The organism is Kitasatospora sp. NE20-6, from assembly GCF_045862635.1.
This window is the reverse complement of record NZ_BPRL01000010.1, coordinates 52,393-77,314: the sequence shown is the minus strand read 5'-3', so window position 1 is coordinate 77,314 and position 24,922 is coordinate 52,393. Positions and strand designations below refer to the sequence as shown.

35 protein-coding genes are annotated in these 24,922 nt (G+C 68.2%); 3 read left to right on the top strand and 32 right to left on the bottom strand.

Annotated elements, in window-relative coordinates; translation table 11 throughout:
- The first annotated feature begins 238 nt into the window (after positions 1-238).
- From SNE206_RS11175 to SNE206_RS11165, 3 genes are read left to right on the top strand one after another with little or no spacing between them, the layout of a single operon-like run.
- Complete coding sequence (locus SNE206_RS11175) at positions 239-1,693, top strand: glycosyltransferase family 2 protein (protein ID WP_407913136.1); 1,455 nt, start codon at positions 239-241, stop codon at positions 1,691-1,693.
- Positions 1,690-2,709, top strand: coding sequence for a glycoside hydrolase family 26 protein (locus SNE206_RS11170; RefSeq protein ID WP_407913024.1), 1,020 nt, complete (start codon positions 1,690-1,692; stop codon positions 2,707-2,709). Before SNE206_RS11175 ends, SNE206_RS11170 begins: the two co-directional genes overlap by 4 nt.
- Positions 2,709-4,415 (top strand): ArnT family glycosyltransferase, encoded by a 1,707-nt coding sequence (locus SNE206_RS11165; RefSeq protein ID WP_407913023.1) that lies wholly within the window; start codon positions 2,709-2,711, stop codon positions 4,413-4,415. The genes SNE206_RS11170 and SNE206_RS11165 overlap by 1 nt, the downstream gene beginning before the upstream one ends.
- A gap of 45 nt (positions 4,416-4,460) precedes the next feature.
- Here SNE206_RS11165 and glmM read toward each other — a convergent pair whose 3' ends face one another.
- From glmM to rplB, 32 genes are all read right to left on the bottom strand, one after another.
- The gene (gene glmM / locus SNE206_RS11160) at positions 4,461-5,828 is read right to left on the bottom strand and encodes a phosphoglucosamine mutase (protein WP_407913022.1); all 1,368 of its coding nucleotides are present in this window, start codon (positions 5,826-5,828) and stop codon (positions 4,461-4,463) included.
- A 158-nt stretch (positions 5,829-5,986) separates the two neighbouring features.
- The gene (gene rpsI / locus SNE206_RS11155; RefSeq protein WP_407913021.1) at positions 5,987-6,496 is read right to left on the bottom strand and encodes a 30S ribosomal protein S9; all 510 of its coding nucleotides are present in this window, start codon (positions 6,494-6,496) and stop codon (positions 5,987-5,989) included.
- A gap of 51 nt (positions 6,497-6,547) precedes the next feature.
- A complete protein-coding gene (gene rplM / locus SNE206_RS11150) occupies positions 6,548-6,991 on the bottom strand; it encodes a 50S ribosomal protein L13 (protein WP_405012907.1) in 444 nt (147 codons plus the stop codon).
- Positions 6,992-7,203: 212 nt separating this feature from the next.
- Entirely contained in the window at positions 7,204-8,862 is a 1,659-nt protein-coding gene (locus SNE206_RS11145) for an ABC-F family ATP-binding cassette domain-containing protein (RefSeq protein WP_407913020.1), read from the bottom strand.
- 68 nt (positions 8,863-8,930) lie between these two features.
- Complete coding sequence (truA, locus tag SNE206_RS11140; protein WP_407913018.1) at positions 8,931-9,830, bottom strand: tRNA pseudouridine(38-40) synthase TruA; 900 nt, start codon at positions 9,828-9,830, stop codon at positions 8,931-8,933.
- A 130-nt stretch (positions 9,831-9,960) separates the two neighbouring features.
- Positions 9,961-10,458: a 50S ribosomal protein L17 gene (gene rplQ / locus SNE206_RS11135; RefSeq protein WP_407913017.1), complete on the bottom strand. Its 498-nt coding sequence runs from the start codon at positions 10,456-10,458 to the stop codon at positions 9,961-9,963.
- Between the two features lie 126 nt (positions 10,459-10,584).
- Positions 10,585-11,607, bottom strand: a complete 1,023-nt coding sequence (locus SNE206_RS11130) for a DNA-directed RNA polymerase subunit alpha (protein ID WP_100889786.1) — start codon at positions 11,605-11,607, stop codon at positions 10,585-10,587.
- A 127-nt stretch (positions 11,608-11,734) separates the two neighbouring features.
- Positions 11,735-12,142 carry a 30S ribosomal protein S11 gene (rpsK, locus tag SNE206_RS11125; RefSeq protein WP_253797211.1) on the bottom strand — a complete coding sequence of 136 codons (408 nt, stop codon included), beginning with the start codon at positions 12,140-12,142 and terminating at the stop codon, positions 11,735-11,737.
- A gap of 72 nt (positions 12,143-12,214) precedes the next feature.
- The gene (rpsM, locus tag SNE206_RS11120; protein ID WP_407913016.1) at positions 12,215-12,595 is read right to left on the bottom strand and encodes a 30S ribosomal protein S13; all 381 of its coding nucleotides are present in this window, start codon (positions 12,593-12,595) and stop codon (positions 12,215-12,217) included.
- A gap of 176 nt (positions 12,596-12,771) precedes the next feature.
- Positions 12,772-12,885: a 50S ribosomal protein L36 gene (rpmJ, locus tag SNE206_RS11115; protein WP_003956441.1), complete on the bottom strand. Its 114-nt coding sequence runs from the start codon at positions 12,883-12,885 to the stop codon at positions 12,772-12,774.
- Positions 12,886-12,920: 35 nt separating this feature from the next.
- Positions 12,921-13,142, bottom strand: a complete 222-nt coding sequence (gene infA, locus SNE206_RS11110) for a translation initiation factor IF-1 (RefSeq protein ID WP_003956442.1) — start codon at positions 13,140-13,142, stop codon at positions 12,921-12,923.
- A gap of 195 nt (positions 13,143-13,337) precedes the next feature.
- Positions 13,338-13,772 carry a large conductance mechanosensitive channel protein MscL gene (gene mscL, locus SNE206_RS11105; protein ID WP_407913015.1) on the bottom strand — a complete coding sequence of 145 codons (435 nt, stop codon included), beginning with the start codon at positions 13,770-13,772 and terminating at the stop codon, positions 13,338-13,340.
- Between the two features lie 127 nt (positions 13,773-13,899).
- On the bottom strand, positions 13,900-14,736 hold the full coding sequence (gene map, locus SNE206_RS11100) for a type I methionyl aminopeptidase (RefSeq protein ID WP_407913014.1): 837 nt from the start codon (positions 14,734-14,736) through the stop codon (positions 13,900-13,902).
- Positions 14,737-14,865: 129 nt separating this feature from the next.
- Positions 14,866-15,525 carry an adenylate kinase gene (locus tag SNE206_RS11095; protein WP_407913013.1) on the bottom strand — a complete coding sequence of 220 codons (660 nt, stop codon included), beginning with the start codon at positions 15,523-15,525 and terminating at the stop codon, positions 14,866-14,868.
- Positions 15,525-16,835 carry a preprotein translocase subunit SecY gene (gene secY, locus SNE206_RS11090; protein ID WP_407913012.1) on the bottom strand — a complete coding sequence of 437 codons (1,311 nt, stop codon included), beginning with the start codon at positions 16,833-16,835 and terminating at the stop codon, positions 15,525-15,527. Before secY ends, SNE206_RS11095 begins: the two co-directional genes overlap by 1 nt.
- Before the next feature lie 303 nt (positions 16,836-17,138).
- Positions 17,139-17,591: a 50S ribosomal protein L15 gene (gene rplO, locus SNE206_RS11085; RefSeq protein WP_407913011.1), complete on the bottom strand. Its 453-nt coding sequence runs from the start codon at positions 17,589-17,591 to the stop codon at positions 17,139-17,141.
- 1 nt (position 17,592) lies between these two features.
- Positions 17,593-17,775, bottom strand: coding sequence for a 50S ribosomal protein L30 (gene rpmD, locus SNE206_RS11080; protein ID WP_057231310.1), 183 nt, complete (start codon positions 17,773-17,775; stop codon positions 17,593-17,595).
- A complete protein-coding gene (rpsE, locus tag SNE206_RS11075) occupies positions 17,775-18,395 on the bottom strand; it encodes a 30S ribosomal protein S5 (RefSeq protein WP_405012897.1) in 621 nt (206 codons plus the stop codon). The genes rpmD and rpsE overlap by 1 nt, the downstream gene beginning before the upstream one ends.
- Positions 18,396-18,443: 48 nt before the next feature.
- Positions 18,444-18,827: a 50S ribosomal protein L18 gene (rplR, locus tag SNE206_RS11070; RefSeq protein ID WP_407913010.1), complete on the bottom strand. Its 384-nt coding sequence runs from the start codon at positions 18,825-18,827 to the stop codon at positions 18,444-18,446.
- Positions 18,828-18,830: 3 nt separating this feature from the next.
- Positions 18,831-19,370 carry a 50S ribosomal protein L6 gene (gene rplF / locus SNE206_RS11065; RefSeq protein ID WP_407913009.1) on the bottom strand — a complete coding sequence of 180 codons (540 nt, stop codon included), beginning with the start codon at positions 19,368-19,370 and terminating at the stop codon, positions 18,831-18,833.
- 22 nt (positions 19,371-19,392) lie between these two features.
- On the bottom strand, positions 19,393-19,800 hold the full coding sequence (gene rpsH, locus SNE206_RS11060) for a 30S ribosomal protein S8 (RefSeq protein WP_407913008.1): 408 nt from the start codon (positions 19,798-19,800) through the stop codon (positions 19,393-19,395).
- Between the two features lie 262 nt (positions 19,801-20,062).
- Positions 20,063-20,248, bottom strand: coding sequence for a type Z 30S ribosomal protein S14 (locus SNE206_RS11055; protein ID WP_037575347.1), 186 nt, complete (start codon positions 20,246-20,248; stop codon positions 20,063-20,065).
- Between the two features lie 3 nt (positions 20,249-20,251).
- On the bottom strand, positions 20,252-20,821 hold the full coding sequence (gene rplE, locus SNE206_RS11050; RefSeq protein WP_405012893.1) for a 50S ribosomal protein L5: 570 nt from the start codon (positions 20,819-20,821) through the stop codon (positions 20,252-20,254).
- Entirely contained in the window at positions 20,821-21,132 is a 312-nt protein-coding gene (gene rplX / locus SNE206_RS11045; RefSeq protein ID WP_345286354.1) for a 50S ribosomal protein L24, read from the bottom strand. The genes rplE and rplX overlap by 1 nt, the downstream gene beginning before the upstream one ends.
- 15 nt (positions 21,133-21,147) lie before the next feature.
- Positions 21,148-21,519, bottom strand: a complete 372-nt coding sequence (gene rplN, locus SNE206_RS11040; protein WP_030263487.1) for a 50S ribosomal protein L14 — start codon at positions 21,517-21,519, stop codon at positions 21,148-21,150.
- Between the two features lie 99 nt (positions 21,520-21,618).
- Positions 21,619-21,891 (bottom strand): 30S ribosomal protein S17, encoded by a 273-nt coding sequence (gene rpsQ / locus SNE206_RS11035; protein WP_014136278.1) that lies wholly within the window; start codon positions 21,889-21,891, stop codon positions 21,619-21,621.
- Positions 21,891-22,115, bottom strand: a complete 225-nt coding sequence (rpmC, locus tag SNE206_RS11030; RefSeq protein ID WP_405012891.1) for a 50S ribosomal protein L29 — start codon at positions 22,113-22,115, stop codon at positions 21,891-21,893. The genes rpsQ and rpmC overlap by 1 nt, the downstream gene beginning before the upstream one ends.
- On the bottom strand, positions 22,115-22,534 hold the full coding sequence (rplP, locus tag SNE206_RS11025) for a 50S ribosomal protein L16 (RefSeq protein ID WP_030232476.1): 420 nt from the start codon (positions 22,532-22,534) through the stop codon (positions 22,115-22,117). Before rplP ends, rpmC begins: the two co-directional genes overlap by 1 nt.
- Before the next feature lie 5 nt (positions 22,535-22,539).
- Positions 22,540-23,376 (bottom strand): 30S ribosomal protein S3, encoded by an 837-nt coding sequence (gene rpsC, locus SNE206_RS11020; protein WP_407913007.1) that lies wholly within the window; start codon positions 23,374-23,376, stop codon positions 22,540-22,542.
- Entirely contained in the window at positions 23,376-23,723 is a 348-nt protein-coding gene (rplV, locus tag SNE206_RS11015; protein WP_030232471.1) for a 50S ribosomal protein L22, read from the bottom strand. Before rplV ends, rpsC begins: the two co-directional genes overlap by 1 nt.
- A 67-nt stretch (positions 23,724-23,790) precedes the next feature.
- The gene (gene rpsS, locus SNE206_RS11010) at positions 23,791-24,072 is read right to left on the bottom strand and encodes a 30S ribosomal protein S19 (protein WP_363635500.1); all 282 of its coding nucleotides are present in this window, start codon (positions 24,070-24,072) and stop codon (positions 23,791-23,793) included.
- An 11-nt stretch (positions 24,073-24,083) separates the two neighbouring features.
- On the bottom strand, positions 24,084-24,920 hold the full coding sequence (gene rplB, locus SNE206_RS11005; RefSeq protein ID WP_405012889.1) for a 50S ribosomal protein L2: 837 nt from the start codon (positions 24,918-24,920) through the stop codon (positions 24,084-24,086).
- Positions 24,921-24,922: the final 2 nt, after the last annotated feature.

Sequence of the window (24,922 nt, the reverse complement as noted above, 5' to 3'; positions counted from 1 at the left end):
AAAATCCCCGGGGCACTTCGTCCGCACGACAACCGGCAGATCCGCCCGGACGGTCACACCACCGGGCCTGGGGGAAATCTTGTCCAGCAGTACCGATTCCGCGCACGGCACCGGGCGTCGCTCAGCACCCGCCCGCGGACGGAGGCGCAGGTCCGAGACCGCCGCTCCACAGCTGGGACTCCTGCCACGGCCTCCGGACGACCTCGAGAAGCACTCCTACGCCAAGCGGCACCTCTGGGTGCTCTCGGCAGCCTCCCTCATCAGCTTCTCCTGCCTGACCGTCAGCCAGGTCGGCCTGGTGGCGGCGACCCCCTGGCTCTGGGCGTACGCACCGTTCCTCGCGTTCACCATCGTCTACTACCTCATCTCGCTGAAGGTGACCGGATTCACCGGCGATTTCGACGCGAAGGGTCACCGCAGACTCGTACGCACCTGGCGCCCGGACACCTATCCCAGCATCGACGTCTTCCTCCCGGTGTGCGGCGAACCCATCGAGGTGCTGCACAACACCTGGTCACACGTCCGCATCCTCGCCGACCAGTACCCGGGCATCTGCCGGCCGTACGTGCTCGACGACTCCGACAGCCCGGAACTCGCCGCCATGGCAGCCGATTTCGGCTTCCGCTACGGCACCCGGCCTGATCGCGGCTGGTTCAAGAAGGCCGGCAACCTGCACTACGGGTTCGCGAACTCCGACGGCGAGTTCATCCTCGTCCTGGACGCGGACTTCACCCCCCGCGCAGACCTCCTGCAGGAACTGCTCCCGCACATGGCCGCCGATCCGCGGCTGGGCATCGTGCAGTCCCCGCAGTACTTCCGGGTGCTCGACTCCCAGAACTGGATCGAGCGCGGCGCCGGCGCCGTGCAGGAACTCTTCTACCGGTCCGTCCAGGTCTCCCGGCAGAGCAGGGACGGCGCCATCTGCGTGGGCAGCTGTGCCGTCTACCGCAGGGCCGCGCTCGACGACAACGGCGGGACGACACTCATCGAGCACTCCGAGGACGTCCACACCGGGTTCGACCTCCGCCGGCTGGGCTGGAACCTCAAGTACGTGCCGCTCGCACTCGCCACCGGGGTCTGCCCGGACACCGCCGGCGCCTTCTACAACCAGCAGTACCGCTGGTGCTCCGGTTCGATGAGCCTGCTCGGCAGCAAGAAGTTCTGGGACACCAAGCTGCGCTGGAGCAGCCGGCTCTGCTACATGTCCGGCTTCTTCTACTACATCCACACGGCGTTGTTCATCTTCCTGGCACCCGTCATCCCGCTGTCACTGCTGCTCTGGCTCCCGGAGACGTTCCTCGTCGACCGGCTGTGGCTGATCCTGCCCAGCCTGCTCTACACCACCATGATCTTCCCCATGTGGCACAAGGTCCCCTACCGGCTGGAGGCGTGGTCCTGCCGGATGATGTACGGCTGGGCCCACTTCTTCGCGATCTGGGACATCGTGCGCCGCAAGCGGATGGCCTGGCAGCCCACCGGCTCCACCGGCGCGAAGAAGAACAGGACCCGCCGGCTCTGGATCGGCCTCTGGGCCTGGGGCGGCGGCACGGCGATGCTGTGGGTCGGACTCTCGGTCTGGCGGATGGCCACCCTGTACCCGCCGGACTTCGCGGTCGTCCTGGCATCCGGCCTCTTCTACGCCCTGGTCGTCGGCCGCACCCTCATCCAACCCCGAAGCGAGAAGGTCACATGAGCCTGCTCCCGTCGCTCCGAGCGAAGGCCGCGGGGCTCGTCCTGGCGGTGGCCCTCACCGCACTCGCGGGCTGCGACCGCCCGGCGTCCGCGGGGAACCCCCGCGAGGCACTCGACGCGGGGGCCGTCCAGGAAGCCCCTGCCGCGGGCAAGCCGCAGGACGCGGTGGACATCACCCCCCTCCTGCAACCGTCGAAGAAGTACCTCGGCGTGGCGCTCGACGGCGCCCCGGCCTCCATGGACCCGGTGAAGTCGTACACGGCGATGGTGGGCAAACAACCCAACATCATCGAGAACTACGCGGCCTGGGGCGACCAGTTCGACGCCGCAGGCAGCCGGCTGAGCTGGCAGAACGGTGCCCTCCCGTACATCGCCTGGGAACCGTTCAAGACCCCCCTCGCCGACATCGCCGGCGGCTCCTCGGACGCCTACGTCAAGAACTTCGCCTCGGCCGTCCAGAAGGCGAAGGTCCCGGTCGCCATCAGCTTCGCGCACGAGATGAACGGCCACTGGTACGACTGGGGCACCAAGTCCAACAGCCCCGAGGACTTCGTCAAGGCCTGGCGGCGGATCCACGACATCTTCCAGGACCGCGGCGCGAGCAACGTGATCTGGGTGTGGAGTCCGAACATCGTCAACCCCGTGCCCAAGATCCCGTTGAAGCCCTACTACCCCGGTGACGGGTACGTGGACTGGGTCGGCATGGTCGGCTACTGGACCCAGTGCTGCGACCGCACCTTCGAGGGGCTGTACGGCCCCACCATGACCCAGATCCGCACCTTCAGCGCCAAGCCGCTCGTGATCAGCGAGACCGCGGCCGAACCGGGCAAGCGGGCCCCCGCCTTCGTCGACGAACTCTTCTCCGGCGTGGAGAAGCGCGAGGACATCGTCGGACTCATCTGGTTCAACATCACCAAGCGGGCCGACTGGCGCCTGGAGAAGGCCCCGACCACTCTCACCCAGTTCAAGCTCAGGGCCGCCGACGCGGCCTACGGTTTCGACCCGAGAAATCCCTGATGACGCATCAGCGAGACACCTTCATTCCCGGCCAGGCATCCGCCGCGCCCCAGGACCACTCCTTCAGCTGGTTCGACGACCAGCAGATGTTCCGGGAGCCCGAGCAGGCGGACGTCCCGAAGCAGGAACCGGGTCCGGGATACGTGCTCCCCCCCGTGCCCGACGTCGGCTGGGATCCACTGCCGAGCAGCCGCCGCGCATGGCTCAGCAGGGTGCTGATGGTCGGCATCCTCGTCGCCCAGAGCCTGCTCACGCTCCGGCTGGGCAACAGCGCCTTCGAGGACGAGGCGCTCTACCTCTACGCCGGTCACCTGCAGCTCGACCACATGCACGGAGGGCCCCCGCCGCCGGCCTCCTTCGCGGCCTACTTCTCCGGATCGCCCCTGCTCTACCCGCCGTTGGCGGCCGCCGTCGACAACCTGCTCGGGCTCTCCGGGGCACGGGCCCTGTCGCTCGTCTTCATGCTCGCCACCACCACGCTGCTGTACATGCTGGCGCGGCGGCTCTTCAACGAGCGGGTCGGCCTCGTCGCCGCCGCCTGCTTCGCGGTGACCCAGTCCACGCTCTTCCTCGGCGCGCTGGCCACGTACGACGCCATGGCCCTCTGCCTGACGGCCGTCGCGGCGTGGCTGGCCGTCCGCACCGCCCGGAACCGTGCCTGGCTCTGCGCCCTCACCATCCCGCCGATCCTGGTCCTGGCCACTGCGGTGAAGTACGCCGCCCTGATGTACGCCCCGGCCGTCGTCCTCCTCGCCGTCCTCGCCGCCGTGCCGTACCACGCCTGGTGGTCGCTGTCGCGACTGGTCCTCATCCCGGGCGTCGCGGTCGGCGCCACGTACGGCGCGCTCAGGCTCAGCGGCTCCAACGTCCTGGAAGGTCTGCGCAGCACCACCACGGAACGTGCTGCGGGCCACGGTGTACCGGTGGACATGCTGCGCGACTGCGCCGAGTGGGGCGGCCTGCTCTTCGCCCTCGCGGTCACCGGCAGTCTGCTGTACGCCTGGAAGGGCCGCATGAACGAGGCACCGCTCCTCGTCACCGTCCGCGTGCCGCGCAGGCTCTGGCGGGCCCTCATCGGCCTGCTGCTGACCGGCACCGCCCTGCTGGCACCGGTCTACCAGATCTACCTGCGGGAGCCGGTCTCGCTGCACAAGCACATCGGCTACGGTCTGCTGTTCGCCGCTCCGATGGCGGCCATCGGCATCACCCGCATCGTCGGCTCGCACTTCCGCCACCCGCAGCTCGGCATCCTGGCATGGGTGGCGATGCTGGTCCTCGGCATGGTCCAGTCGGCCGACCTGTACCACGCCTGGCCGAACTCCGAGGCGCTGGTCAGCACCGTGCGCAAGCAGCTCGTGCCCGACGGGCACTACCTCGTCGAAGCCAACTCCGCGCCTCGCTACTACCTGCGGGACGACGTCGCGTTCGAGCAGTGGACATCGACCTACACGATCAGCTACCGCACCCAGGAGAAGAAGATCCTCACCGGGGAGGCCGGGTTCCGCGCCGCCCTGAAGGACCGGTACTTCGACATCATCGTCTTCGACCGCACCGTCACCAGGCCCCTGGACGACAAGCTGACCCAGCAGCTGCGCGTGGAGGGCACCTACCGCCTGCTGGTCAGCCTGCCGTACCACAACAGCTACGGCGACGGCTTCTACCAGGTCTGGATACCGGTGAAGAAGAAGTCCCCGGACGTCCACTGACGGCATGTCGGGGGATCACCGCACCGGCGGGAATCCCCCGACAGCTCAGCCCAGATACGTGCGGACGGCCTCGGCGAGGCGGTCCGCGACATCACGGGCCTGGGTCTCGTCGGCGGCCTCGACCATGACGCGGACGAGCGGCTCGGTGCCCGACGGGCGCAGCAACACCCGTCCGGTGGCGCCGAGTTCGGCCTCCGCGGCGGCGACGGCGGCGTTGAGCTCGACGCAGCTGGCGACCCGGGTGCGGTCGACGCCCTTGACGTTGACGAGCACCTGCGGCAGACGGGTCATCACGGCGGCGAGGTCGGCGAGCGGCTGCTTGGTCGCGGCGAGGCGGGCGCCCAGCATCAGACCCGTCAGGGTGCCGTCGCCGGTGGTGGCGTGGTCGAGCAGGATGACGTGCCCGGACTGCTCGCCGCCGAGGGCGAAGCCCTGCTGCTTCATCGCCTCCAGCACGTACCGGTCGCCGACGGCGGTCTGCACCAGGTCGATGCCCTCGCGCTCCATCGCCAGCTTGAAGCCCAGGTTCGACATCACGGTGGCGACCGCGGTGTTGCCGCGCAGCGTGCCGGCCTCCTTCATCGCGAGGGCGAGGACGGCGATGATCTGGTCGCCGTCGACCTCGTTGCCGTCGGCGTCGGCGGCCAGGCACCGGTCGGCGTCGCCGTCGAGGGCGATGCCGAGGTCGGCGCGGTGCTCGCGCATGGCGGTGCGCAGCTTGTCGAGGTGGGTGGAGCCGACGCCGTCGTTGATGTTGAGGCCGTTCGGCTCGGCGCCCAGGGTGTAGACGACCTCGGCGCCCGCGCGGGCGAAGGCCTCGGGGGCGACCCGGGCGGCGGCGCCGTGCGCGCCGTCGATGACGACGCGCACGCCGTCGAGCCGGTTCGGGAGGACGGCGACGAGGTGGGCGACGTACTTGTCGAAGCCCTCGGTGTACTGGCGGACGCGGCCGACGGCGGCGCCGGTGGGGCGCTTCCAGTCCTCGTCGGTGCCGACGCCGTAGCGGTGGTAGTGCTCCTCGATGGCGTCCTCGATGGCGTCGTCGAGCTTGTGGCCGCCGCGCGCGAGGAACTTGATGCCGTTGTCGGGCATCGCGTTGTGGCTGGCGGAGAGCATCACGCCGAAGTCGGCGCCGAGGGCGCCGGTGAGGTAGGCGACGGCCGGGGTGGGCAGCACGCCGACCCGCAGGACGTCGACGCCGGCGCTGGCCAGGCCGGCGATGACCGCGGCCTCCAGGAACTCTCCGGAGGCCCTCGGGTCGCGGCCCACCACGGCGACCGGCCGGTGCCCGTCGAAGGCGCCGGCGTCACCGAGCACATGCGCCGCGGCGACCGACAGGCCGAGGGCCAGTTCGGCGGTCAGGCCCTCGTTGGCCACACCGCGTACCCCGTCCGTACCGAAGAGTCGTCCCACTGTTCCGTCCTAAAAGTCGCCCTGCTCGATGTCCATCGCCGTCCCGCCGTCCGCACCGGCGGGAGAGCACGACGCCCCGGAGTACACGAGGTACTCCGGGGCGTACGGGTTGCACCGGGATGCGTACCACCGGAGCGGCACGCACCCCCGGGGTGCAATTAGCGCTTGCTGTACTGCGGCGCCTTGCGGGCCTTCTTGAGACCGGCCTTCTTGCGCTCGACGGCGCGCGAGTCACGGGTCAGGAAGCCGGCCTTCTTGAGGGCGGCGCGGTTGTTGTCCACGTCGGCCTCGTTCAGGGCGCGGGCCACGCCGAGGCGCAGCGCGTAGGCCTGACCGGAGGTGCCGCCACCCGCGATGCGGGCCACGACGTCGTAGCGGCCGTCGAGCTCAAGGAGCTTGAACGGCTCGTTGACGGTCTGCTGGTGCACCTTGTTGGGGAAGTAGTTCTCCAGGGTGCGACCGTTGATCTTCCACTTGCCGGTGCCCGGGACGATCCGCACGCGGGCGATCGCCTCCTTGCGGCGGCCGAGGCCGGCGCCGGGGACGGCCTCGCCGAAGCGGCCGGCCAGGGACTCGGAGGTGTACTCGGTCTCCGAGGTGTACTCTTCGACGTTCTCGTTCTCGTCGAACTCGACCTCGAGGGTGTTCTCGATGGCAGTCTCGGCCACGGTGTTCCTCAGCTCCTGCTGTAAATCAGTGATGTGGTGGGGTGGCCGAAATTACTGCGCGACCTGGGTGATCTCGAACGGCACCGGCTGCTGCGCAGCGTGCGGGTGCTGGTCGCCCGAGTAGACCTTCAGCTTCGAGAGCATCTGACGGCCCAGGCTGTTCTTGGGGATCATGCCCTTGATGGCCTTCTCGACGGCCTTCTCCGGGTTCTTCGCGAGGAGGTCGTCGTAGCGGACCGAGCGGAGACCGCCCGGGAAGCCGCTGTGGCGGTAGGCCAGCTTCTGGGTCTTCTTGTTACCCGAGAGGTGCACCTTGTCGGCGTTGATGATGATGACGAAGTCACCGGTGTCAACGTGCGGCGCGTAGATCGCCTTGTGCTTGCCCCGGAGGAGGTTGGCGGCCTGGGAGGCCAGGCGGCCGAGCACGACGTCGGACGCGTCGATGACGTGCCACTGACGCTGGACGTCGCCGGGCTTGGGGCTGTACGTACGCACGGTCGTAGCCTTCGCTTTTCAGTGAGTGGGTCCTGACAGGAGCACCTGGCCGACGTGATCAGCCTGGTCACCCCTGGACGCAATTCAGGGGCGAGCCGCTGGTCATCGACCGGGCAGTCTCCGGCGTACCGACCTCTCACGTGAGATGGAGCGAGCCAATACGCACAACAAGCGCCCAGCCTACCGGGCGCTCCGCGAAGGGTCAAAAACGCTCAGCGGTCGCGTACGACGCGCGTCTCGTCCCAGACCGGTTCCGGCGACTCGTACACGCGCCCGTCGGAGCCGAAGACCAGGAAGCGGTCGAAGGTCCGGGCGAACCACCGGTCGTGCGTCACGCACAGCACGGTGCCGTCGAAGGCCTCCAGGCCCTGCTGCAGCGCCTCGGCGCTCTCCAGGTCCAGGTTGTCCGTCGGCTCGTCCAGCAGCAGCGCCGTGACGCCGGAGAGCTCCAGCTTGAGGATCATCAGCCGGGCCTGCTGGCCGCCGGAGAGCGACTCGAACTTCTGCTCCTCCTGGCGGTCGAGCTCGTAGCGGCGCAGTGCGCCCATCGCGGCGCCGCGGCTGAGCGCGTGCTCCTCCTCGACGATCGAGCGGACGGTGCGGCCCATCAGCTCGGGGTGGGCGTGGGTCTGCCGGAAGTGCCCGGGCACCACGCGGGCGCCGAGCTTCCAGCTGCCGCCGTGCTTCACGGTGCCGTCGCCGGCCAGCAGCCGCAGGAAGTGCGACTTGCCGGAGCCGTTGGAGCCGAGCACGCCGATCCGCTCGCCGTAGAAGACCTCCAGGTCGAAGGGCTTCATGAGGCCGCTGAGCTCCAGCTTCTCCATGGTGAAGGCGCGGACGCCGGTGCGGCCGCCCTTGAGCCGCATGGTGATGGACTGCTCGCGCGGCGGCGCCTCGGGCGGGCCGGCGTCCTCGAACTTCTTCAGCCGGGTCTGGGAGGCGGCGTAGCGGGAGGCCATCTCGTGGCTGACCGCGGCGGCCTGGCGGAGGTTGACGACGAGCTTCTTGAGCTTGGCGTGTTCTTCGTCCCAGCGGCGGCGCAGTTCCTCGAAGCGCTCGAAGCGGGCGCGGCGGGCGTCGTGGAAGGAGTCGAAGCCGCCGCCGTGCACCCAGACGCTGGAGCCGGCCGCGCCGGTCTCGACGCTGATGATCTTCTCGGCGGTGCGGGAGAGCAGCTCGCGGTCGTGCGAGATGTAGAGCACGGTCTTGCCGGTGGCCTTGATCGCCTCCTCCAGCCAGCGCTTGCCCGGCACGTCGAGGTAGTTGTCCGGCTCGTCGAGCAGGAGCACCTCCTCGGGGCCGCGCAGCAGCGCCTCCAGGACGAGGCGCTTCTGCTCGCCGCCGGAGAGGGTGTTGAGGCCGCGGAACTGCGCCCGGTCGAAGGGCATCCCGAGCGCTGCCGTGGTGCAGACGTCCCAGGTGGTCTCGTAGTCGTAGCCGTCGGCGTCGGCCCAGTCGGCGAGCGCCTGCGCGTACCGCATCTGGGTCTTCTCGTCGTCCTGCGCGAGCATCGCGAGCTCGGCGGCGTCGACCGCGCGGGCCGCGACGGCGATCCGGGCGGGGGCGACGGAGACCAGCAGGTCGCGGACGGAGGCGTCGGCGGGCAGGGCGCCCGGGGTGTCGCGGGTGTCCTCGCGGCCGGTCGTGCCGACGAACTGGCGCATCACGCCGAGGCCGCCGGTGACCGTGACGGTGCCGCCGTGCGGCTGGACGTCCCCGGCGATCATGCGCAGCAGCGTGGTCTTGCCGGCGCCGTTCGCGCCGACCAGCGCGACGGCGGCGCCCTCGCCGACCCGGAAGGACGCGTCGTCGAACAGCACCCGCCCGTCGGGCAGGTAGTACTCAAGGTGTGAAATCTCGACGTGTCCCATGGCCCGGATTGTGCCAAGCGGGCGGCCCGGATCCCAAACCGTTATTGCGCGCCCGCTCCGGCCGGGCGTCAGTCCTGGCCGGGCAGGGTGCGCATCCGGCGGGAGGCCCGGTTGCGCTCGGCGAGGAGGTCGTCGGCGGGGTAGCCGACCTCCTCCAGCGTCAGCCCGTACGGGCGGACGACGTTGACGGCGGAGTTGCGCACCCGTCCGGCCAGCACCTCGCCGGGGAACTCCGGCGACCGGTGGCCGTCGCCGACCAGCAGCATGGCGCCGACGAGCGAGCGCACCATGTTGTGGCAGAAGGCGTCGGCGCGCACGGTGGCGACGGCCAGCGTGCCCTCCTGGGCGGCGTACGGGTCGACGGGCACCCGGTCCCAGCGGAGTTCGAGCAGGGTGCGGATGGTGGTGGCGCCCTCGCGCTTCTTGCAGTACGCGGCGAAGTCGTGCTCGCCGAGCAGGAGCCGGGCGGCCTCGTTCATCCGGTCGACGTCGAGCGGGCGGTCGTGCCAGAGCACGTGGCCGCGCAGCAGCGGGTCGACGCCGCCGGGCTGGTCGGCGACCCGGTAGGCGTAGCGGCGCCAGACGGCGGCGAAGCGGGCGTCGAAGCCGTGCGGGGCCTCGGAGACCCGGTGGATCCGGACGTCGGCCGGCAGGCGGCCGGCGAGGCGGCGCAGCAGCTTCTCGCCGTGCTCGGCCCAGAGGTCCTCGGGGAGGTCGACGTGGGCGACCTGGCCGCGGGCGTGCACGCCGGCGTCGGTGCGGCCGGCGACGGTCAGTGCGAACGGGAGGGCGCTGCGGGTGACGATCTGCAGGGCGCTCTCGATCTCCTCCTGCACGGTGCGCCGGCCGCGCTGGCGGGCCCAGCCGGAGAACTCGGCACCGTGGTAGGCCAGGTCGAACCTGATCCGGCGGTACCCGTCGGCCGGTCCGTCCTTGACGGGGGCCGGCTCGGCACAGTCGTTGACCACATCTGCTCCTGGGGGAACGGCCGGCGGCGGCCGGGAGATCGGCGGCCGGGAGGAACGGCCTGCGGGAACTGCTCGGGCCCGCCCTCCCCACGGATGGGGAGGGCGGGCCCGGGTGTGACACCTGGCGGCGTCAGGCCTCGGTGGTCTCCGCGGCCTCGGCCTCGTCGGCCTTGGTCTCCTCGACCTTGGTCTCCTCGACCTTGGCGTCGGACTCCTTGACCGCGCGCTTGGCGGCGGCCTCGGCCTCGGCGACGGTCGCCTTGGTGGCGATCTCGCCCTCGACCAGCTCGATCACGGCCATCGGCGCGTTGTCGCCGCGACGGCCGCCGATCTTGGTGATGCGGGTGTAGCCACCGGGACGGTTCTCGTAGCGCGGCGCGATCTCGGTGAAGAGGGTGTGCAGCACGGAGACGTCGGTGATCGTCTTGCGGACGAGGCGACGGTTGTGGATGTCGCCCTTCTTCGCCTTGGTGATCAGCTTCTCGGCCAGCGGGCGCATCCGACGGGCCTTGGCCTCGGTCGTGGTGATGCGGCCGTACTGGAACAGCTCCCGGCACAGACCGGCGAGCAGCAGCGGCTCGTGGTGCGGGCCGCCGCCGAGGCGGGCACCCTTGGTGGGACGCGGCATGGATGACTCCTTGGATCTCCGACTACGGCCGTATCAGGTACCGCAGCGGGCGTCCGGGCACTGTGCCCGGACGGCTTGGCATCGAAGCGGGGGCGATCCGCGAGGACCGCCCCCGACCCCAAATTCTTAGTACTGCTCGGTCTCCGCGTAGCCCTGGTCGTCCAGGTCGTCGGCGCCGAAGGCGTCGGCGGCGGCGGTCGGGTCGAACCCGGGCGGGCTGTCCTTGAGGGCCAGGCCCATGCCGGCCAGCTTCGCCTTGACCTCGTCGATCGACTTCGCACCGAAGTTGCGGATGTCGAGCAGGTCGGCCTCGGAGCGGGCGACGAGCTCACCCACGGTGTGGATGCCCTCGCGCTTGAGGCAGTTGTACGACCGAACGGTGAGCTCCAGCTCCTCGATCGGCAGCGCCAGGTCGGCGGCCAGGGCGGCGTCCGTCGGGGACGGGCCCATGTCGATGCCCTCGGCGTCGATGTTCAGCTCGCGGGCGAGACCGAACAGCTCCACCAGGGTCTTGCCGGCCGAGGCCATGGCGTCACGGGGGCGCATGGCGGGCTTCGTCTCGACGTCGACGATGAGCTTGTCGAAGTCGGTCCGCTGCTCGACTCGGGTGGCCTCGACCTTGTAGGTGACCTTCAGCACGGGGCTGTAGATCGAGTCGACCGGGATGCGGCCGATCTCCTGGCCGGAGGCCTTGTTCTGCACGGCGGAGACGTAGCCGCGACCGCGCTCGACGGTCAGCTCCATCTCCAGCTTGCCCTTGCCGTTGAGCGTGGCGAGGACGAGCTCGGGGTTGTGCACCTCGACACCGGCCGGGGGCGCGATGTCGGCGGCGGTGACCACACCCGGGCCCTGCTTGCGCAGGTACATCACGACCGGCTCGTCGTGCTCCGAGGAGACGACCAGCTGCTTGATGTTGAGGATGAGGTCGGTGACGTCCTCCTTGACGCCCGGCACGGTGGTGAACTCGTGCAGGACACCGTCGACCCGGATGCTGGTGACGGCGGCACCGGGGATCGAGGAGAGGAGCGTGCGGCGGAGCGAGTTGCCGAGGGTGTAGCCGAAGCCGGGCTCCAGGGGCTCGATCACGAACCGGGAGCGGAATTCGTCGACGACCTCTTCGGTCAGCGAGGGGCGCTGAGCGATCAGCATGAGAGGTGTTCCTCCAATTGTCTTCGGCACCCACTATTTGATGCCGACAGGACCAAGCGTACGGGGTCCTGCGCGAAGCAGGACCCCGTACGAGGTTTACATCACCCGCGTGCCCGAAGGCACCGCGTCAGACGCGGCGGCGCTTCGGCGGACGGCAGCCGTTGTGCGGGGTGGGGGTGACGTCCTGGATCGAGCCGACCTCCAGGCCGGTGGCCTGGAGCGAGCGGATCGCGGTCTCGCGGCCGGAGCCCGGACCCTTCACGAAGACGTCGACCTTGCGCATGCCGTGCTCCTGCGCACGACGCGCGGCGGACTCGGCGGCCATCTGCGCGGCGAACGGGGTGGACTTGCGCGAGCCCTTGAAGCCGACGTGGCCGGCAGAGGCCCAGGAGATCACGTTGCCCGCGGGGTCCGTGATCGAAACGATGGTGTTGTTGAACGTGCTCTTGATGTGAGCGTGCCCGTGGGCGACGTTCTTCTTCTCCTTGCGGCGGATCTTCTTCGCGCCGGCAGCCTGACGACCCTTGGGGGGCATAAGTCTGTTCTCCTACTGAGGTGGTCGGTCCGCTAACCCGCGGGCCGGAGGGATGTCCGGTGACGGGACGGACTACTTCTTGCCCGGCTTCTTCTTGCCGGCAATCGCGCGACGCGGGCCCTTGCGGGTACGCGCGTTGGTGTGGGTGCGCTGACCGCGCACCGGCAGGCCACGACGGTGACGCAGACCCTCGTAGCAGCCGATCTCGACCTTGCGGCGGATGTCGGCGGCCACCGAACGGCGGAGGTCACCCTCCACCTCGAAGTTCGCGTCGATGTACTTCTGCAGCTTGACGAGGTCTTCCTCGGTGATCTCGCGGACGCGGACGTCCGGGTTCACCCCGGTCTCGGCAAGAGTCTGCTCGGCGCGGGTGCGACCGATGCCGTACACGTAGGTGAGGGCGATCTCGATCCGCTTCTCGCGGGGGAGATCAACGCCGGCAAGGCGTGCCATTCATGGCTCCTGTGGTTCTTCAGAGGTCTTGCGTGCCGCCTACTCCGTCGCCTCTCGGCGAGGGAGCCCCGGCCTCTGACCGGGGGTGGCAGTCCGTCCCCTGGGGACGGATCGGGCAGCCCGCGTATGACGTTGTTGCGCGTCGCGCGAAGTACTACGAGAAATGCTGGAGAGCGTCAGCCCTGGCGCTGCTTGTGGCGCAGGTTGTCGCAGATCACCATGACCCGGCCGTGACGGCGGATCACCTTGCACTTGTCGCAGATCTTCTTGACGCTCGGCTTGACCTTCATCGTTCAGGTTCTCCGGGTCTCGATCTGACGGGTCTTTACTTGTAGCGGTAAACGATCCGGCCACGCGTCAGGTCATAGGGGCTGAGCTCCACCACGACCCGGTCGTCCGGGAGGATCCGGATGTAGTGCATCCGCATCTTTCCGCTGATGTGCGCGAGGACCTTGTGACCGTTCTGCAGCTCGACCTTGAACATGGCGTTCGGAAGAGACTCGATCACGGTGCCCTCGATCTCAATGGCGCCTTGCTTCTTTGCCATGAACTGCGAGATCCACCTTCCGGGGCCGGCTACCGCATGCGGCACGCTCGTGCGAGCCTGGGTCCACCCCACCCCTGCCGGAGAATGCCCTTGCGGGATCCCGATCGGGAAGAGGACGTGCCGAAGCACGCTACGAGTGAGCCGACGCATCAGTCTACGACAGCCCCCAAGCGGACGCCAAAACGGCTCGGACGGTCACGCCCGGTGCTGCAGCGGCAGCGCCGCGACGGGCTGCACCTGGGCGGTGCACGCCGAGCAGCGGCTGGCGGCCTGCGGGATCTCCGTCAGGCACTCCGGGCAGGGCCGCTTCGGCGTGGCGGGCTTCTTCGGCAGGTACCGCGCAGTGGCCTTCGTCACCGGCAGCACCACGCAGAAGTACAGGACCGCGGCGGTCAGCACGAAGGCCATCATCGCGTTGAGGAACTGCCCGTACGGGAACTCCACCCCGCCCAGGTGGGCCTTCTTGCCGCCGAAGTCGCCGGCCGCGCCCACCGCCACACCGACCAGCGGGGTGAGGAAGGCGGAGACGAAGCCGGTCACCACACCGGTGAAGGCGGCGCCGATCACGACACCGACCGCGAGGTCGATGACGTTGCCGCGCATCAGGAAGTCCCGGAACCCCTTGAACACTCTTCTTCTCCTTCGTCGCCACGCGTGGCCGCGCTGTCCACCGATCGCTGTCCGCCGATAAAAATAGGACAAAGGGCCTGGAGAGCGAAACCTCCAGGCCCTTCGGACGTCCTGCCGGCCGACCGGCTCAGCCCAGCGGGTCCGGCGCGGCCACCACGCCGTACTTGGCCAGCTCCGCGCGGCCGCCGTCGAAGGCGGTCAGCACGAGCGGGCCCTGCTCGGTGACGGCCACCGAGTGCTCCCAGTGCGAGGCCCAGGTGCCGTCGTTGGTGACGACCGTCCAGTCGTCCTCCAGCACGGCGGAGTGCGGGGTGCCGAGCGTCACCATCGGCTCGATCGCGAGCACCGTGCCGGGGATCAGCTTGGGGCCCTTGCCGCGGCCCGCGACGTAGTTGAGCACGTGCGGCTCCATGTGCATGGCGGTGCCGATGCCGTGGCCCCCGTAGCCCTCCACGATGCCCCACTTGCCCTTGGGGGGCAGCGGCTGGCGGCGGATGAAGCCCTCGATCGCCTTGGAGACGTCGACCAGCCGGTTGTTCCTCTTCATCTGGGCGATGCCGGCCCACATGGAGCCCTCGGTGACCCGGCTCAGCAGGGTGTGCTCCGCCGCGGCCTCGCCCACCCCCACGGTGATGGCCGCGTCGCCGTGCCAGCCGTCGAGGATGGCCCCGCAGTCGATCGAGACGAGGTCGCCCTCCTGCAGCACCCGCTCGCCGGGGATGCCGTGGACGATCTCGTTGTTCACCGAGGCGCAGATCACACCGGGGAACCAGAGGCCCCCGTGGTGCGCCCGGAAGTTCGAGGTCGCGCCGTGGTCGGTGATGACCTTGTCCGCGATGTCGTTGAGCTCCTGCGTGGTGACGCCCGGGACGACCGCCTCCCGGCAGGCCTTGAGCGCTTCGGCGACGACCAGCCCGGCCGCCCGCATCTTCGCGATCTGCTCGGGGGTCTTGATCTCCACCATCTGGTCACGCCTTCCACTGTCGGACGCCGCCCGGTCCTTGCCGGGCGGCCGTGCACTCGTTACCACCGTACGACGCCGCAACGGCCGGGACGCCCCGCGAGTGGGGCTTCCCGGCCGTTGCGGACCGTCTCAGGCGCTCTTCTTCTGCTCCAGGGCGGAGACAGCGCGCTCGGTCACCTCGTCCACCTTGCCGAGGGCGGAGATGGTGACCAGCAGGCCCTGCTCCTCGTAGTAGCCGATGATCGGCTCCGTCTTGGAGTGGTACTCCTCCAGGCGGACCCGCACGGCCTCCTCGGTGTCGTCGGAGCGCTGGTACAGCTCGCCGCCGCACTCGTCGCAGACACCTTCGGCGGTGGGCTGGTTGTACACCACGTGGAACACGTGGCTGCCGTTGTTGCGGCACAGCCGGCGACCGGCGATGCGCTTGACGACCTCGTCCTCGGGGACCTCCAGGTCGAGAACGCCGTCGAGGGCGATGCCCTCCTCGGCGAGGATCTCGTCCAGAGCCTTGGCCTGGCCGAGGTTCCGCGGGAAGCCGTCGAGCAGGAAGCCGTTGGCGGCGTCCGGCTGCAGCATGCGGTCCTTGGCCATGCCGATGGTGACCTCATCCGGTACCAGTCGGCCTGCGTCCATGTACGCCTTGGCCTCGAGCCCCAAAGGGGTGCCCTGGCTGATGTTGGCGCGGAACAGGTCACCGGTGGAGATGTGCGGGATGGACAGGGTCTTGGCGAGCACGTGCGCCTGAGTACCCTTCCCGGCCCCGGGAGGTCCGACGAGGACGATACGCATCAGCGGAGGAACCCTTCGTAATTACGCTGCTGGAGCTGGCTCTCGATCTGCTTCACAGTTTCGAGTCCGACGCCGACGACGATGAGCACGCTGGTGCCGCCGAACGGGAAGTTCTGGTTCGCGTTGAAGGCAACCAGGGCGATCATCGGGATCAACGCGATCAGGCCCAGGTAGAGCGATCCTGGCCACGTGATGCGGGTGAGCACGTAGTTCAGGTACTCGGCCGTCGGTCGGCCGGCCCGGATGCCCGGGATGAACCCACCATACTTCTTCATATTGTCCGCAACTTCTTCGGGGTTGAAGGAGATGGCCACGTAGAAGAAGGCGAAGAAGACGATGAGGACGAAGTAGGTCGCCATGTAGACCGGGTGGTCACCCTTGACGAAGTTCTTCTGGATCCAGCCGGCCCAGCCGGAGTTGCTGTTGGTGAGCTGCACCAGCAGGGCCGGGATGTAGAGGAGCGACGAGGCGAAGATGACCGGGATCACACCCGCCTGGTTGACCTTCAACGGGATGTAGGTCGAGGTGCCGCCGAAGGCGCGGCGCCCGATCATCCGCTTCGCGTACTGGACCGGGATCCGGCGCTGGGCCTGCTCGACGAAGATGACGAGGCAGACGACCACGATGCCGATCGCGATGACGCTGAAGAACTCCACCCAGCCGCCGCCGATGGTGCCGGACTGCTTGATCGCCCACATCGAGCCGGGGAAGCCGGCCGCGATGGAGGTGAAGATCAGGATGGACATGCCGTTGCCGATGCCGCGGTCGGTGATGAGCTCGCCGAGCCACATGATCACCGTGGTGCCGGCGGTCATCGTGATGACCATGGTGGCCACCCGGAAGACGCCGGTGTCCGGCACGACATCGCCGGCCACGGAGCAACCCGAGAACAGCGCGCCGCTGGAGGCCGTCGCGACGATGCCGGTGCCCTGGAGCACGGCGAGCGCGATGGTCAGGTAACGGGTGTACTGGGTGATCTTCGCGGTGCCGGCCTGGCCCTCCTTCTTCAGCGCCTCGAGTCGCGGGATCACGACCGTGAGGAGCTGGAGGATGATGCTGGCCGTGATGTACGGCATGATGCCGAGCGCGAAGATCGTCAGCTGCAGCAGCGCGTTGCCGCTGAACAGGTTGACCAGGCCGAACAGGCTGTTGGACGAGGTGTCCTTGAGACACTGGTTGACGGCCACGAAGTTCACGCCCGGAATGGGAACGTGTGCGCCCAGCCGGAACAGCACCATGATGCCCAGCGTGAACAGCAGCTTCTTGCGCAGGTCGGGCGTCTGGAACGCCCGCGCGAACGCACTGAGCACGGTGCCTCCTGCGCCTCCCGCACGTCGTCGGCGGGAGGGTCGGTCCTGATGGGGGGGTGGGTCCTTCTCGGCTCCCGTGCGCCTGCACAGACATGCCTGTGCCGCAGCGTACAAGGGAACTCCACGGACTCTAACAGTGTGCGGCGACGCTGGAGAAGCGCGTCAGGGCGCCATCCCCCGGCCGCGAGCCGGGATGCCCGGTTTTGGCCGGTGTTGAGCACACGTCAGTTTTCCCGGAGCCGCCGGAAAAGCAGCGGGCCCGCACCTCCCGGAAGAGGTGCGGGCCCGCTGGGGTCAACGAGTTCAGAGGAGCTCGGTGACGGTGCCGCCTGCGGCGGTGATCTTCTCCGCGGCGGAGCCGGAGACGGCGTCGACCGTCACCTGCAGCGCCACGGCGATGTCGCCCTGGCCGAGGACCTTGACGAGCTCGTTCTTGCGAACGGCGCCCTTCGCGATCAGGTCGACCACGGTGACCTCGCCACCGTTCGGGTAGAGCTCGGCCAGCTTGTCCAGGTTCACGACCTGGAACTGCTTGTGGGCCGGGTTCTTGAAGCCCTTCAGCTTCGGCAGGCGCATGTGGAGGGGCATCTGGCCACCCTCGAAGCGCTGCGGAACCTGGTAACGGGCCTTGGTGCCCTTGGTACCACGACCGGCGGTCTTACCCTTGGAACCCTCACCGCGACCCACACGGGTCTTCTCGGTCTTGGCGCCGGGGGCGGGCCGCAGGTTGTGGATCTTGATCGGCGAGTCCGCCATGTCAGTCCACCTCCTCGACCGTGACGAGGTGACGAACGGTCTGGACCATGCCGCGGATCTCCGGGCGGTCCTCCTTCACCACGGTGTCGTTCAGCCGCTTGAGGCCGAGCGAACGCAGGGTGTCACGGTGGTTCTGCTTGCTACCGATGTAGGACTTGGTCTGCGTGACCTTGAGGCGAGCCATCAGGAGCTCACCCCAGCCGCGCGGGCCCGCAGCAGAGCGGCGGGAGCCACGTCCTCCAGCGGCAGACCACGACGGGCCGCGATCTCCTCGGGGCGCACGAGGCCCTTCAGAGCAGCCACCGTGGCGTGCACGATGTTGATCGCGTTGTCCGAGCCGAGCGACTTCGACAGGATGTCGTGGACGCCGGCGCACTCGAGGACGGCACGCACCGGGCCACCGGCGATGACGCCGGTACCGGGGGACGCCGGCTTCAGCAGCACGACGCCGGCCGCCTTCTCGCCCTGAATGGGGTGCGGGATGGTGCCCTGGATACGGGGGACCTTGAAGAAGCTCTTCTTGGCCTCCTCAACACCCTTGGCGATGGCGGCCGGAACCTCCTTCGCCTTGCCGTAACCGACACCCACGGTGCCGTCACCGTCGCCCACCACGACCAGCGCGGTGAAGCTGAAACGACGACCACCCTTGACTACCTTGGCGACACGGTTGATCGCAACGACACGCTCGACGTAAGCAGTCTTCTCGACGGCGGGGGCGTTGCCCCGGTCGTCACGCTTACGGTCGCGCCGCTCGCCGCCGGTGCCACCGCCGGCGCCGCTACCGCGGCGCTGGGGTCCAGCCATTGGAATTACCTCTCTCGTTTACGTCCGTCGACAGAGCCGACGAGCGGCTTAGAAGTCGAGCCCGGCCTCACGGGCCGCGTCCGCCAGGGCGGCGATGCGGCCGGCGTACCGGTTGCCCGCGCGGTCGAAGACGACCGCTTCGATGCCGGCGGCCTTGGCGCGCTCGGCGACCAGGCTCCCGACCTTCTTGGCCAGCTCGGTCTTGTCGCCCTCGGTGCCACGGATGGACACGTCGAGGGTGGACGCCGACGCCAGGGTGTAACCCTTGGCGTCGTCGATGACCTGGGCGACCATGTGACGGTTCGAACGCGTCACGACGAGGCGCGGACGCACCTCGGTGCCGACGACGCGCTTGCGAACGCGGATGGCGCGGCGCTTGCGGGCGGCGTTCTTGTAGGCGTTGCCCTTGCCGATCTTGACAGAGACGCTCATCGCTTACTTACCACTCTTTCCGACCTTGCGGCGGATGACCTCGCCCGCGTACTTGACGCCCTTGGCCTTGTACGGGTCGGGCTTGCGAAGCTTGCGGATCTTGGCAGCGACCTCGCCGACCTTCTGCTTGTCGATGCCGTCCACGTGGAACTTGGTGGGCGTCTCGACGACGAAGGAGATGCCCTCCGGGGCCTCGACGAGGATCGGGTGGCTGTAGCCGAGCGAGAACTCCATGTCGGAGCCCTTCGCCGCGACACGGTAACCAACACCGCTGATCTCGAGCGACTTGCGGTAGCCCGCGGTCACGCCGGTGATCATGTTCGCCACCAGCGTGCGGCTCAGGCCGTGCAGGGCCTTCGACTGACGCTCGTCGTTCGGACGCGAGACGATCAGCTTGCCGTCCTCGTCCTTGCCGATCTCGATCGGCGCGGCGACGACATGGGTGAGCGAGCCCTTGGGGCCCTTCACCGAGACCGCCTGGCCCTCGATGGTGACGTCCACGCCGGCGGGAACCGGGATGGGCAGCCGTCCAATGCGCGACATTGCTGTACCTCCGTTTCCCGAATTACCAGACGTAGGCGAGAACTTCTCCGCCTACGCCCTTCTTGGCGGCCTGCTTGTCGGTCAGGAGGCCGGAGGACGTGGAGATGATCGCCACGCCCAGGCCGCCGAGAACCTTCGGCAGGTTGGTGGACTTTGCGTACACACGCAGACCCGGCTTGCTGATGCGCTTGATGCCGGCGATGGAACGCTCGCGGTTGGGACCGAACTTGAGCTCGATGGTCAGCTTCTTGCCGACCTCGCCCTCGGTGGGGTCCTCGACCTGGTAGGAGGAGATGTAACCCTCCTGCTGCAGGATCTCGGCGACGTGCGCCTTGATCTTGCTCGACGGCATCACGACGGAGTCGTGGTACGCCGAGTTGGCGTTACGCAGACGGGTGAGCATGTCTGCGATGGGGTCGGTCATGGTCATGGTGGCCTCAGGCCTCTCCCGCCGTGGTTTCTCCGCGCCAGGTCCCCCTGCCGCACTCACGGGGAGTGCGGAAGGGGCACAAACGCAGGGGACCTGCGACGTAGTAAGACATGGGTGTGAGCCCTCACTAGAGAGCCGCGAGCATCCATGGAGATGCCGCGGCAGGGGCCCGACCCCACCACCTTACGGGATTCCGAACGGAAGCCCAAAAGTGCGGGGGCCGGGCACGCTGCTCATCGATGGTGTGCCGTGGGCGCCTGGACTACCAGGAGCTCTTGGTCACGCCCGGCAGCTCGCCGCGGTGTGCCATCTCACGGAGGCAGACACGGCACAGGCCGAACTTGCGGTACACCGAGTGCGGGCGACCGCAGCGCTGGCACCGGGTGTAACCCCGGACGCCGAACTTCGGCTTACGCTCGGCCTTTGCGATCAGGGCCTTCTTCGCCATGGCTCACGCCTCCTTGAACGGGAAGCCCAGAGCGCGCAGGAGCGCCCGGCCCTCATCGTCGGTCTGAGCGGTGGTCACGACGGTGATGTCCATACCGCGCTGACGGTCGACCTTGTCCTGGTCGATCTCGTGGAACATGACCTGCTCGGTCAGACCGAAGGTGTAGTTTCCACGGCCGTCGAACTGCTTGGGCGAGAGGCCGCGGAAGTCACGGATACGCGGCAGAGCCAGCGACACCAGACGGTCCACGAACTCCCACATGCGGTCACCACGGAGGGTGACGTGGGCGCCGATCGGCTGACCCTCGCGCAGCTTGAACTGCGCGATGGACTTGCGGGCCTTGGTCACGGCCGGCTTCTGGCCGGTGATCGCGGTCAGGTCCTTGATCGCGCCCTCGATCAGCTTGCTGTCACGGGCTGCCTCGCCGACACCCATGTTGACCACGACCTTGACCAGGCCGGGGATCAGCATGACGTTCTCGTACGAGAACTCCTCGTGCAGCTGGCCCTTGATCTCGGAGTTGTAACGCTCCTTGAGACGGGGGGCCACCTTCTCAACAGTCGTCTCAGACATCAGATGTCCTCACCGGTTCGCTTGGCAACGCGGATCTTGTTGCCCTCGTCGTCGAAGCGGTAGCCAACGCGGGTGACGACCTTCTTGCCGTCCTTCTCCACGACCAGCTGGACGTTGGAGACGTGCACGGGGGCCTCGACGGTGACAATGCCACCCTGGGTGCCCGGGCCCGGCTTGGTGTGCTTCTTGACCCGGTTGACACCCTCGACCAGGACCTTGTTCTCGGCGGGGATGGCCTGGATGACCTTGCCCTGCTTGCCCTTGTCCTTGCCGGTGATGACCTGGACCAGGTCACCCTTCTTGATCTTCATGCTGTTCGCCATGGGTTAGAGCACCTCCGGCGCCAGCGAGATGATCTTCATGAACTTCTTGTCACGCAGCTCGCGGCCCACCGGGCCGAAGATGCGGGTACCACGGGGGTCACCATCGGTGTTCTTGAGAACGACAGCGGCGTTCTCGTCGAAACGGATGTAGGAACCGTCCGGACGACGGCGCTCCTTGACGGTGCGGACGATGACGCACTTGACGACGTCACCCTTCTTCACCGAACCGCCGGGGATCGCGTCCTTCACGGTGGCGACGATGACGTCCCCGATACCGGCGTAGCGGCGACCGGAGCCACCGAGAACGCGGATGCAGAGAATCTCCTTGGCACCCGTGTTGTCGGCGACGCGCAGTCGCGACTCCTGCTGGATCACAGCTTTCTCCTGATCGTCAACGAGAGTCGACGGGCCGGCCGCTGCTCACTCGATCGCATCGCTGCATCGAGCACATACGGCCGTACCACATCGGCTTCGTTACTTGGCCTTCTCGAGGATCTCGACGACGCGCCAGCGCTTCGTCGCGGACAGCGGCCGGGTCTCCATGAGGAGGACACGGTCGCCGACACCGCACGCGTTCTGCTCGTCGTGCGCCTTCAGCTTGTTCGTACGGCGGATGACCTTGCCGTACAGCGCGTGCTTGACGCGGTCCTCGACGGCGACGACGACGGTCTTGTCCATCTTGTCGCTGACGACGAGACCCTCACGGGTCTTGCGGAAACCGCGCGTCTCGTTGGTGTTCTCAGTCATCAGGCGTTCTCCACCGTCTCGATGCCCAGCTCGCGCTCGCGCATCAGGGTGTAGATCCGCGCGATGTCCTTACGGACCAGCTTCAGCCGGCCGTGGTTGTCGAGCTGCCCGGTCGCCGCCTGGAAGCGGAGGTTGAACAGCTCCTCCTTGGCCTCACGCAGCTTGGCAACGAGGCCCTCGTTGTCCAGCTGACGAAGCTCAGCAGCCTTGATAGCGGCCGACATCAGCTCTCACCGTCCTCGCGCCGGACGATCCGGCACTTCATCGGCAGCTTGTGCGCGGCGCGGGTGAGCGCCTCGCGAGCAACCTTCTCATTCGGGTACGACAGCTCGAACATGACCCGACCCGGGTGCACGTTCGCGATCCACCACTCCGGCGAACCCTTACCGGAACCCATGCGGGTCTCGGCGGGCTTCTTGGTGAGGGGACGGTCCGGGTAGATGTTGATCCAGACCTTGCCGCCACGGCGGATGTGACGGGTGATCGCGATACGAGCGGACTCGATCTGACGGTTCGTCACGTACGCCGGGGTGACGGCCTGGATGCCGAACTGGCCGAAGGCCAGCTCCGTACCGCCCTTGGCCGCGCCACGCCGCTTGGGGTGGTGCTGCTTGCGGTGCTTGACCCTACGGGGGATCAGCATGGGGGTCAGGCCTCCGTTCCGGTGTTCTCGGCAGCCGGAGCCTCGACCGCGGCGGCCGCAGGGGCCTCGGCGGCGGGACGACGGCCACCACGGCCACCACGCTCGCCGCCGCGCTCGCCACCACGGCGCTCGCCACCGCGGGCGGGACGACCACCCTCGGGACGGGCCGGGCGGTTGCCCGAACGGGCAGCGGCGTTCTCGGCGCGGACCTCGGCGATGTTCTTGACGTCGCCCTTGTAGATCCAGACCTTCACGCCGATGCGGCCGAAGGTGGTCTTGGCCTCGAAGAAGCCGTAGTCGACGTTCGCACGAAGGGTGTGCAGCGGCACACGGCCCTCGCGGTAGAACTCCGAACGGCTCATCTCGGCGCCGCCGAGACGACCGGAGCACTGGACCTTGATGCCCTTGGCGCCGGACTTCATGGTGCCCTGCATCGACTTGCGCATGGCACGGCGGAACGACACGCGGGAGGACAGCTGCTCCGCGACGCCCTGAGCCACGAGCTGGGCGTCCAGCTCGGGGTTCTTGACCTCAAGGATGTTCAGCTGGACCTGCTTGCCGGTCAGCTTCTCGAGGTCGCCGCGGATGCGGTCGGCCTCGGTGCCACGCCGGCCGATGACGATGCCGGGGCGGGCGGTGTGGATGTCAACGCGGACGCGGTCGCGGGTGCGCTCGATCTCGACCTTGGAGATGCCGGCGCGCTCCATGCCCTTCGTCATCATGCGACGAATGGCAACGTCTTCCTTGACGTAGTCCTTGTACAGCTTGTCGGCATACCAGCGGGACTTGAAGTCCGTGCTGATGCCGAGACGGAACCCGTGCGGGTTAACCTTCTGGCCCATTACCGGGTCCCTTCCTTGCTGCTGACGACCACGGTGATGTGGCTGGTCCGCTTGCGGATCCGGTAGGCACGGCCCTGAGCGCGCGGACGGAACCGCTTCAGGGTCGGACCCTCGTCAACGTACGCCTCAGAGATGTAGAGGTCGTCCACGTTGGAGTGGTTGTAGTTGTGTGCGGCGTTGGCGATGGCGCTGTCGAGCACCTTGCCGACCGGCACGGTGGCGGCCTGCGGAGCGAAACGCAGGACCGCCTGGGCCTCCGTGGCGTTCAGGCCACGGATGAGGTCCACCACGCGGCGGGCCTTCATGGGCGTGACGCGGATGTACCGCGCCTGGGCCCTGGCTTCCATGGTTGTCCCCTTAATGGAGTAAGTCATTGAGTCGTTCTGGCGCTAAAGCTCAAGCTCAGCGGAGCGACTAGCGACGCTTCGACTTGCGGTCATCCTTCACGTGCCCCTTGAAGGTGCGCGTGGGAGCGAACTCGCCGAGCTTGTGGCCGACCATCGACTCGGTGACGAACACCGGGACGTGCTTACGGCCATCGTGGACCGCGATCGTGTGACCCAGCATGGCCGGGGAGATCACGGAACGACGGGACCAGGTCTTGATGACGTTCTGCGTGCCCGCCTCGTTCTGGACATCCACCTTCTTCTGAAGGTGGTCGTCGATGAAGGGGCCCTTCTTGAGACTGCGCGGCATCTGACCTGCTCCTAGCGCTTCTTGTTGGTCTTGCGGCGGCGCACGATGAGCTTGTCCGACGCCTTGTTCGGGCGACGGGTACGGCCCTCGGGCTTGCCCCACGGCGAGACCGGGTGGCGACCACCGGAGGTCTTACCCTCACCACCACCGTGCGGGTGGTCGATCGGGTTCATGGCCACACCACGCACGGTCGGGCGGACGCCCTTCCAGCGCATACGGCCGGCCTTGCCCCAGTTGATGTTCGACTGCTCGGCGTTGCCGACCTCGCCGATGGTGGCGCGGCAGCGGGCGTCGACCAGACGGGTCTCACCCGACGGCATGCGCAGGGTCGCCATGCGGCCCTCACGCGCCAGCAGCTGGATGCCGGAACCGGCGGAGCGGGCCAGCTTGGCACCGCCACCGGGACGCAGCTCCACGGCGTGGATGGTGGTACCGACCGGGATGTTGCGCAGCGGCAGGTTGTTGCCCGGCTTGATGTCGGCCCCGGGGCCGTTCTCGATCCGGTCGCCCTGAGCAATGCCACGCGGCGCGATGATGTAGCGCTTCTCGCCGTCGAGGTAGTGCAGGAGCGCGATGCGCGCAGTGCGGTTGGGGTCGTACTCGATGTGAGCGACCTTGGCCGGCACGCCGTCCTTGTCGTGACGACGGAAGTCGATCACGCGGTAGGCGCGCTTGTGACCGCCACCCTGGTGGCGAGCGGTGATACGACCGGCGTTGTTACGGCCGCCCTTGCTGTGCAGGGGGCGAACCAGCGACTTCTCCGGCGTGGACCGCGTGATTTCGACGAAGTCGGCCACGCTGGAGCCACGGCGGCCCGGCGTAGTCGGCTTGTACTTGCGGATACCCATTT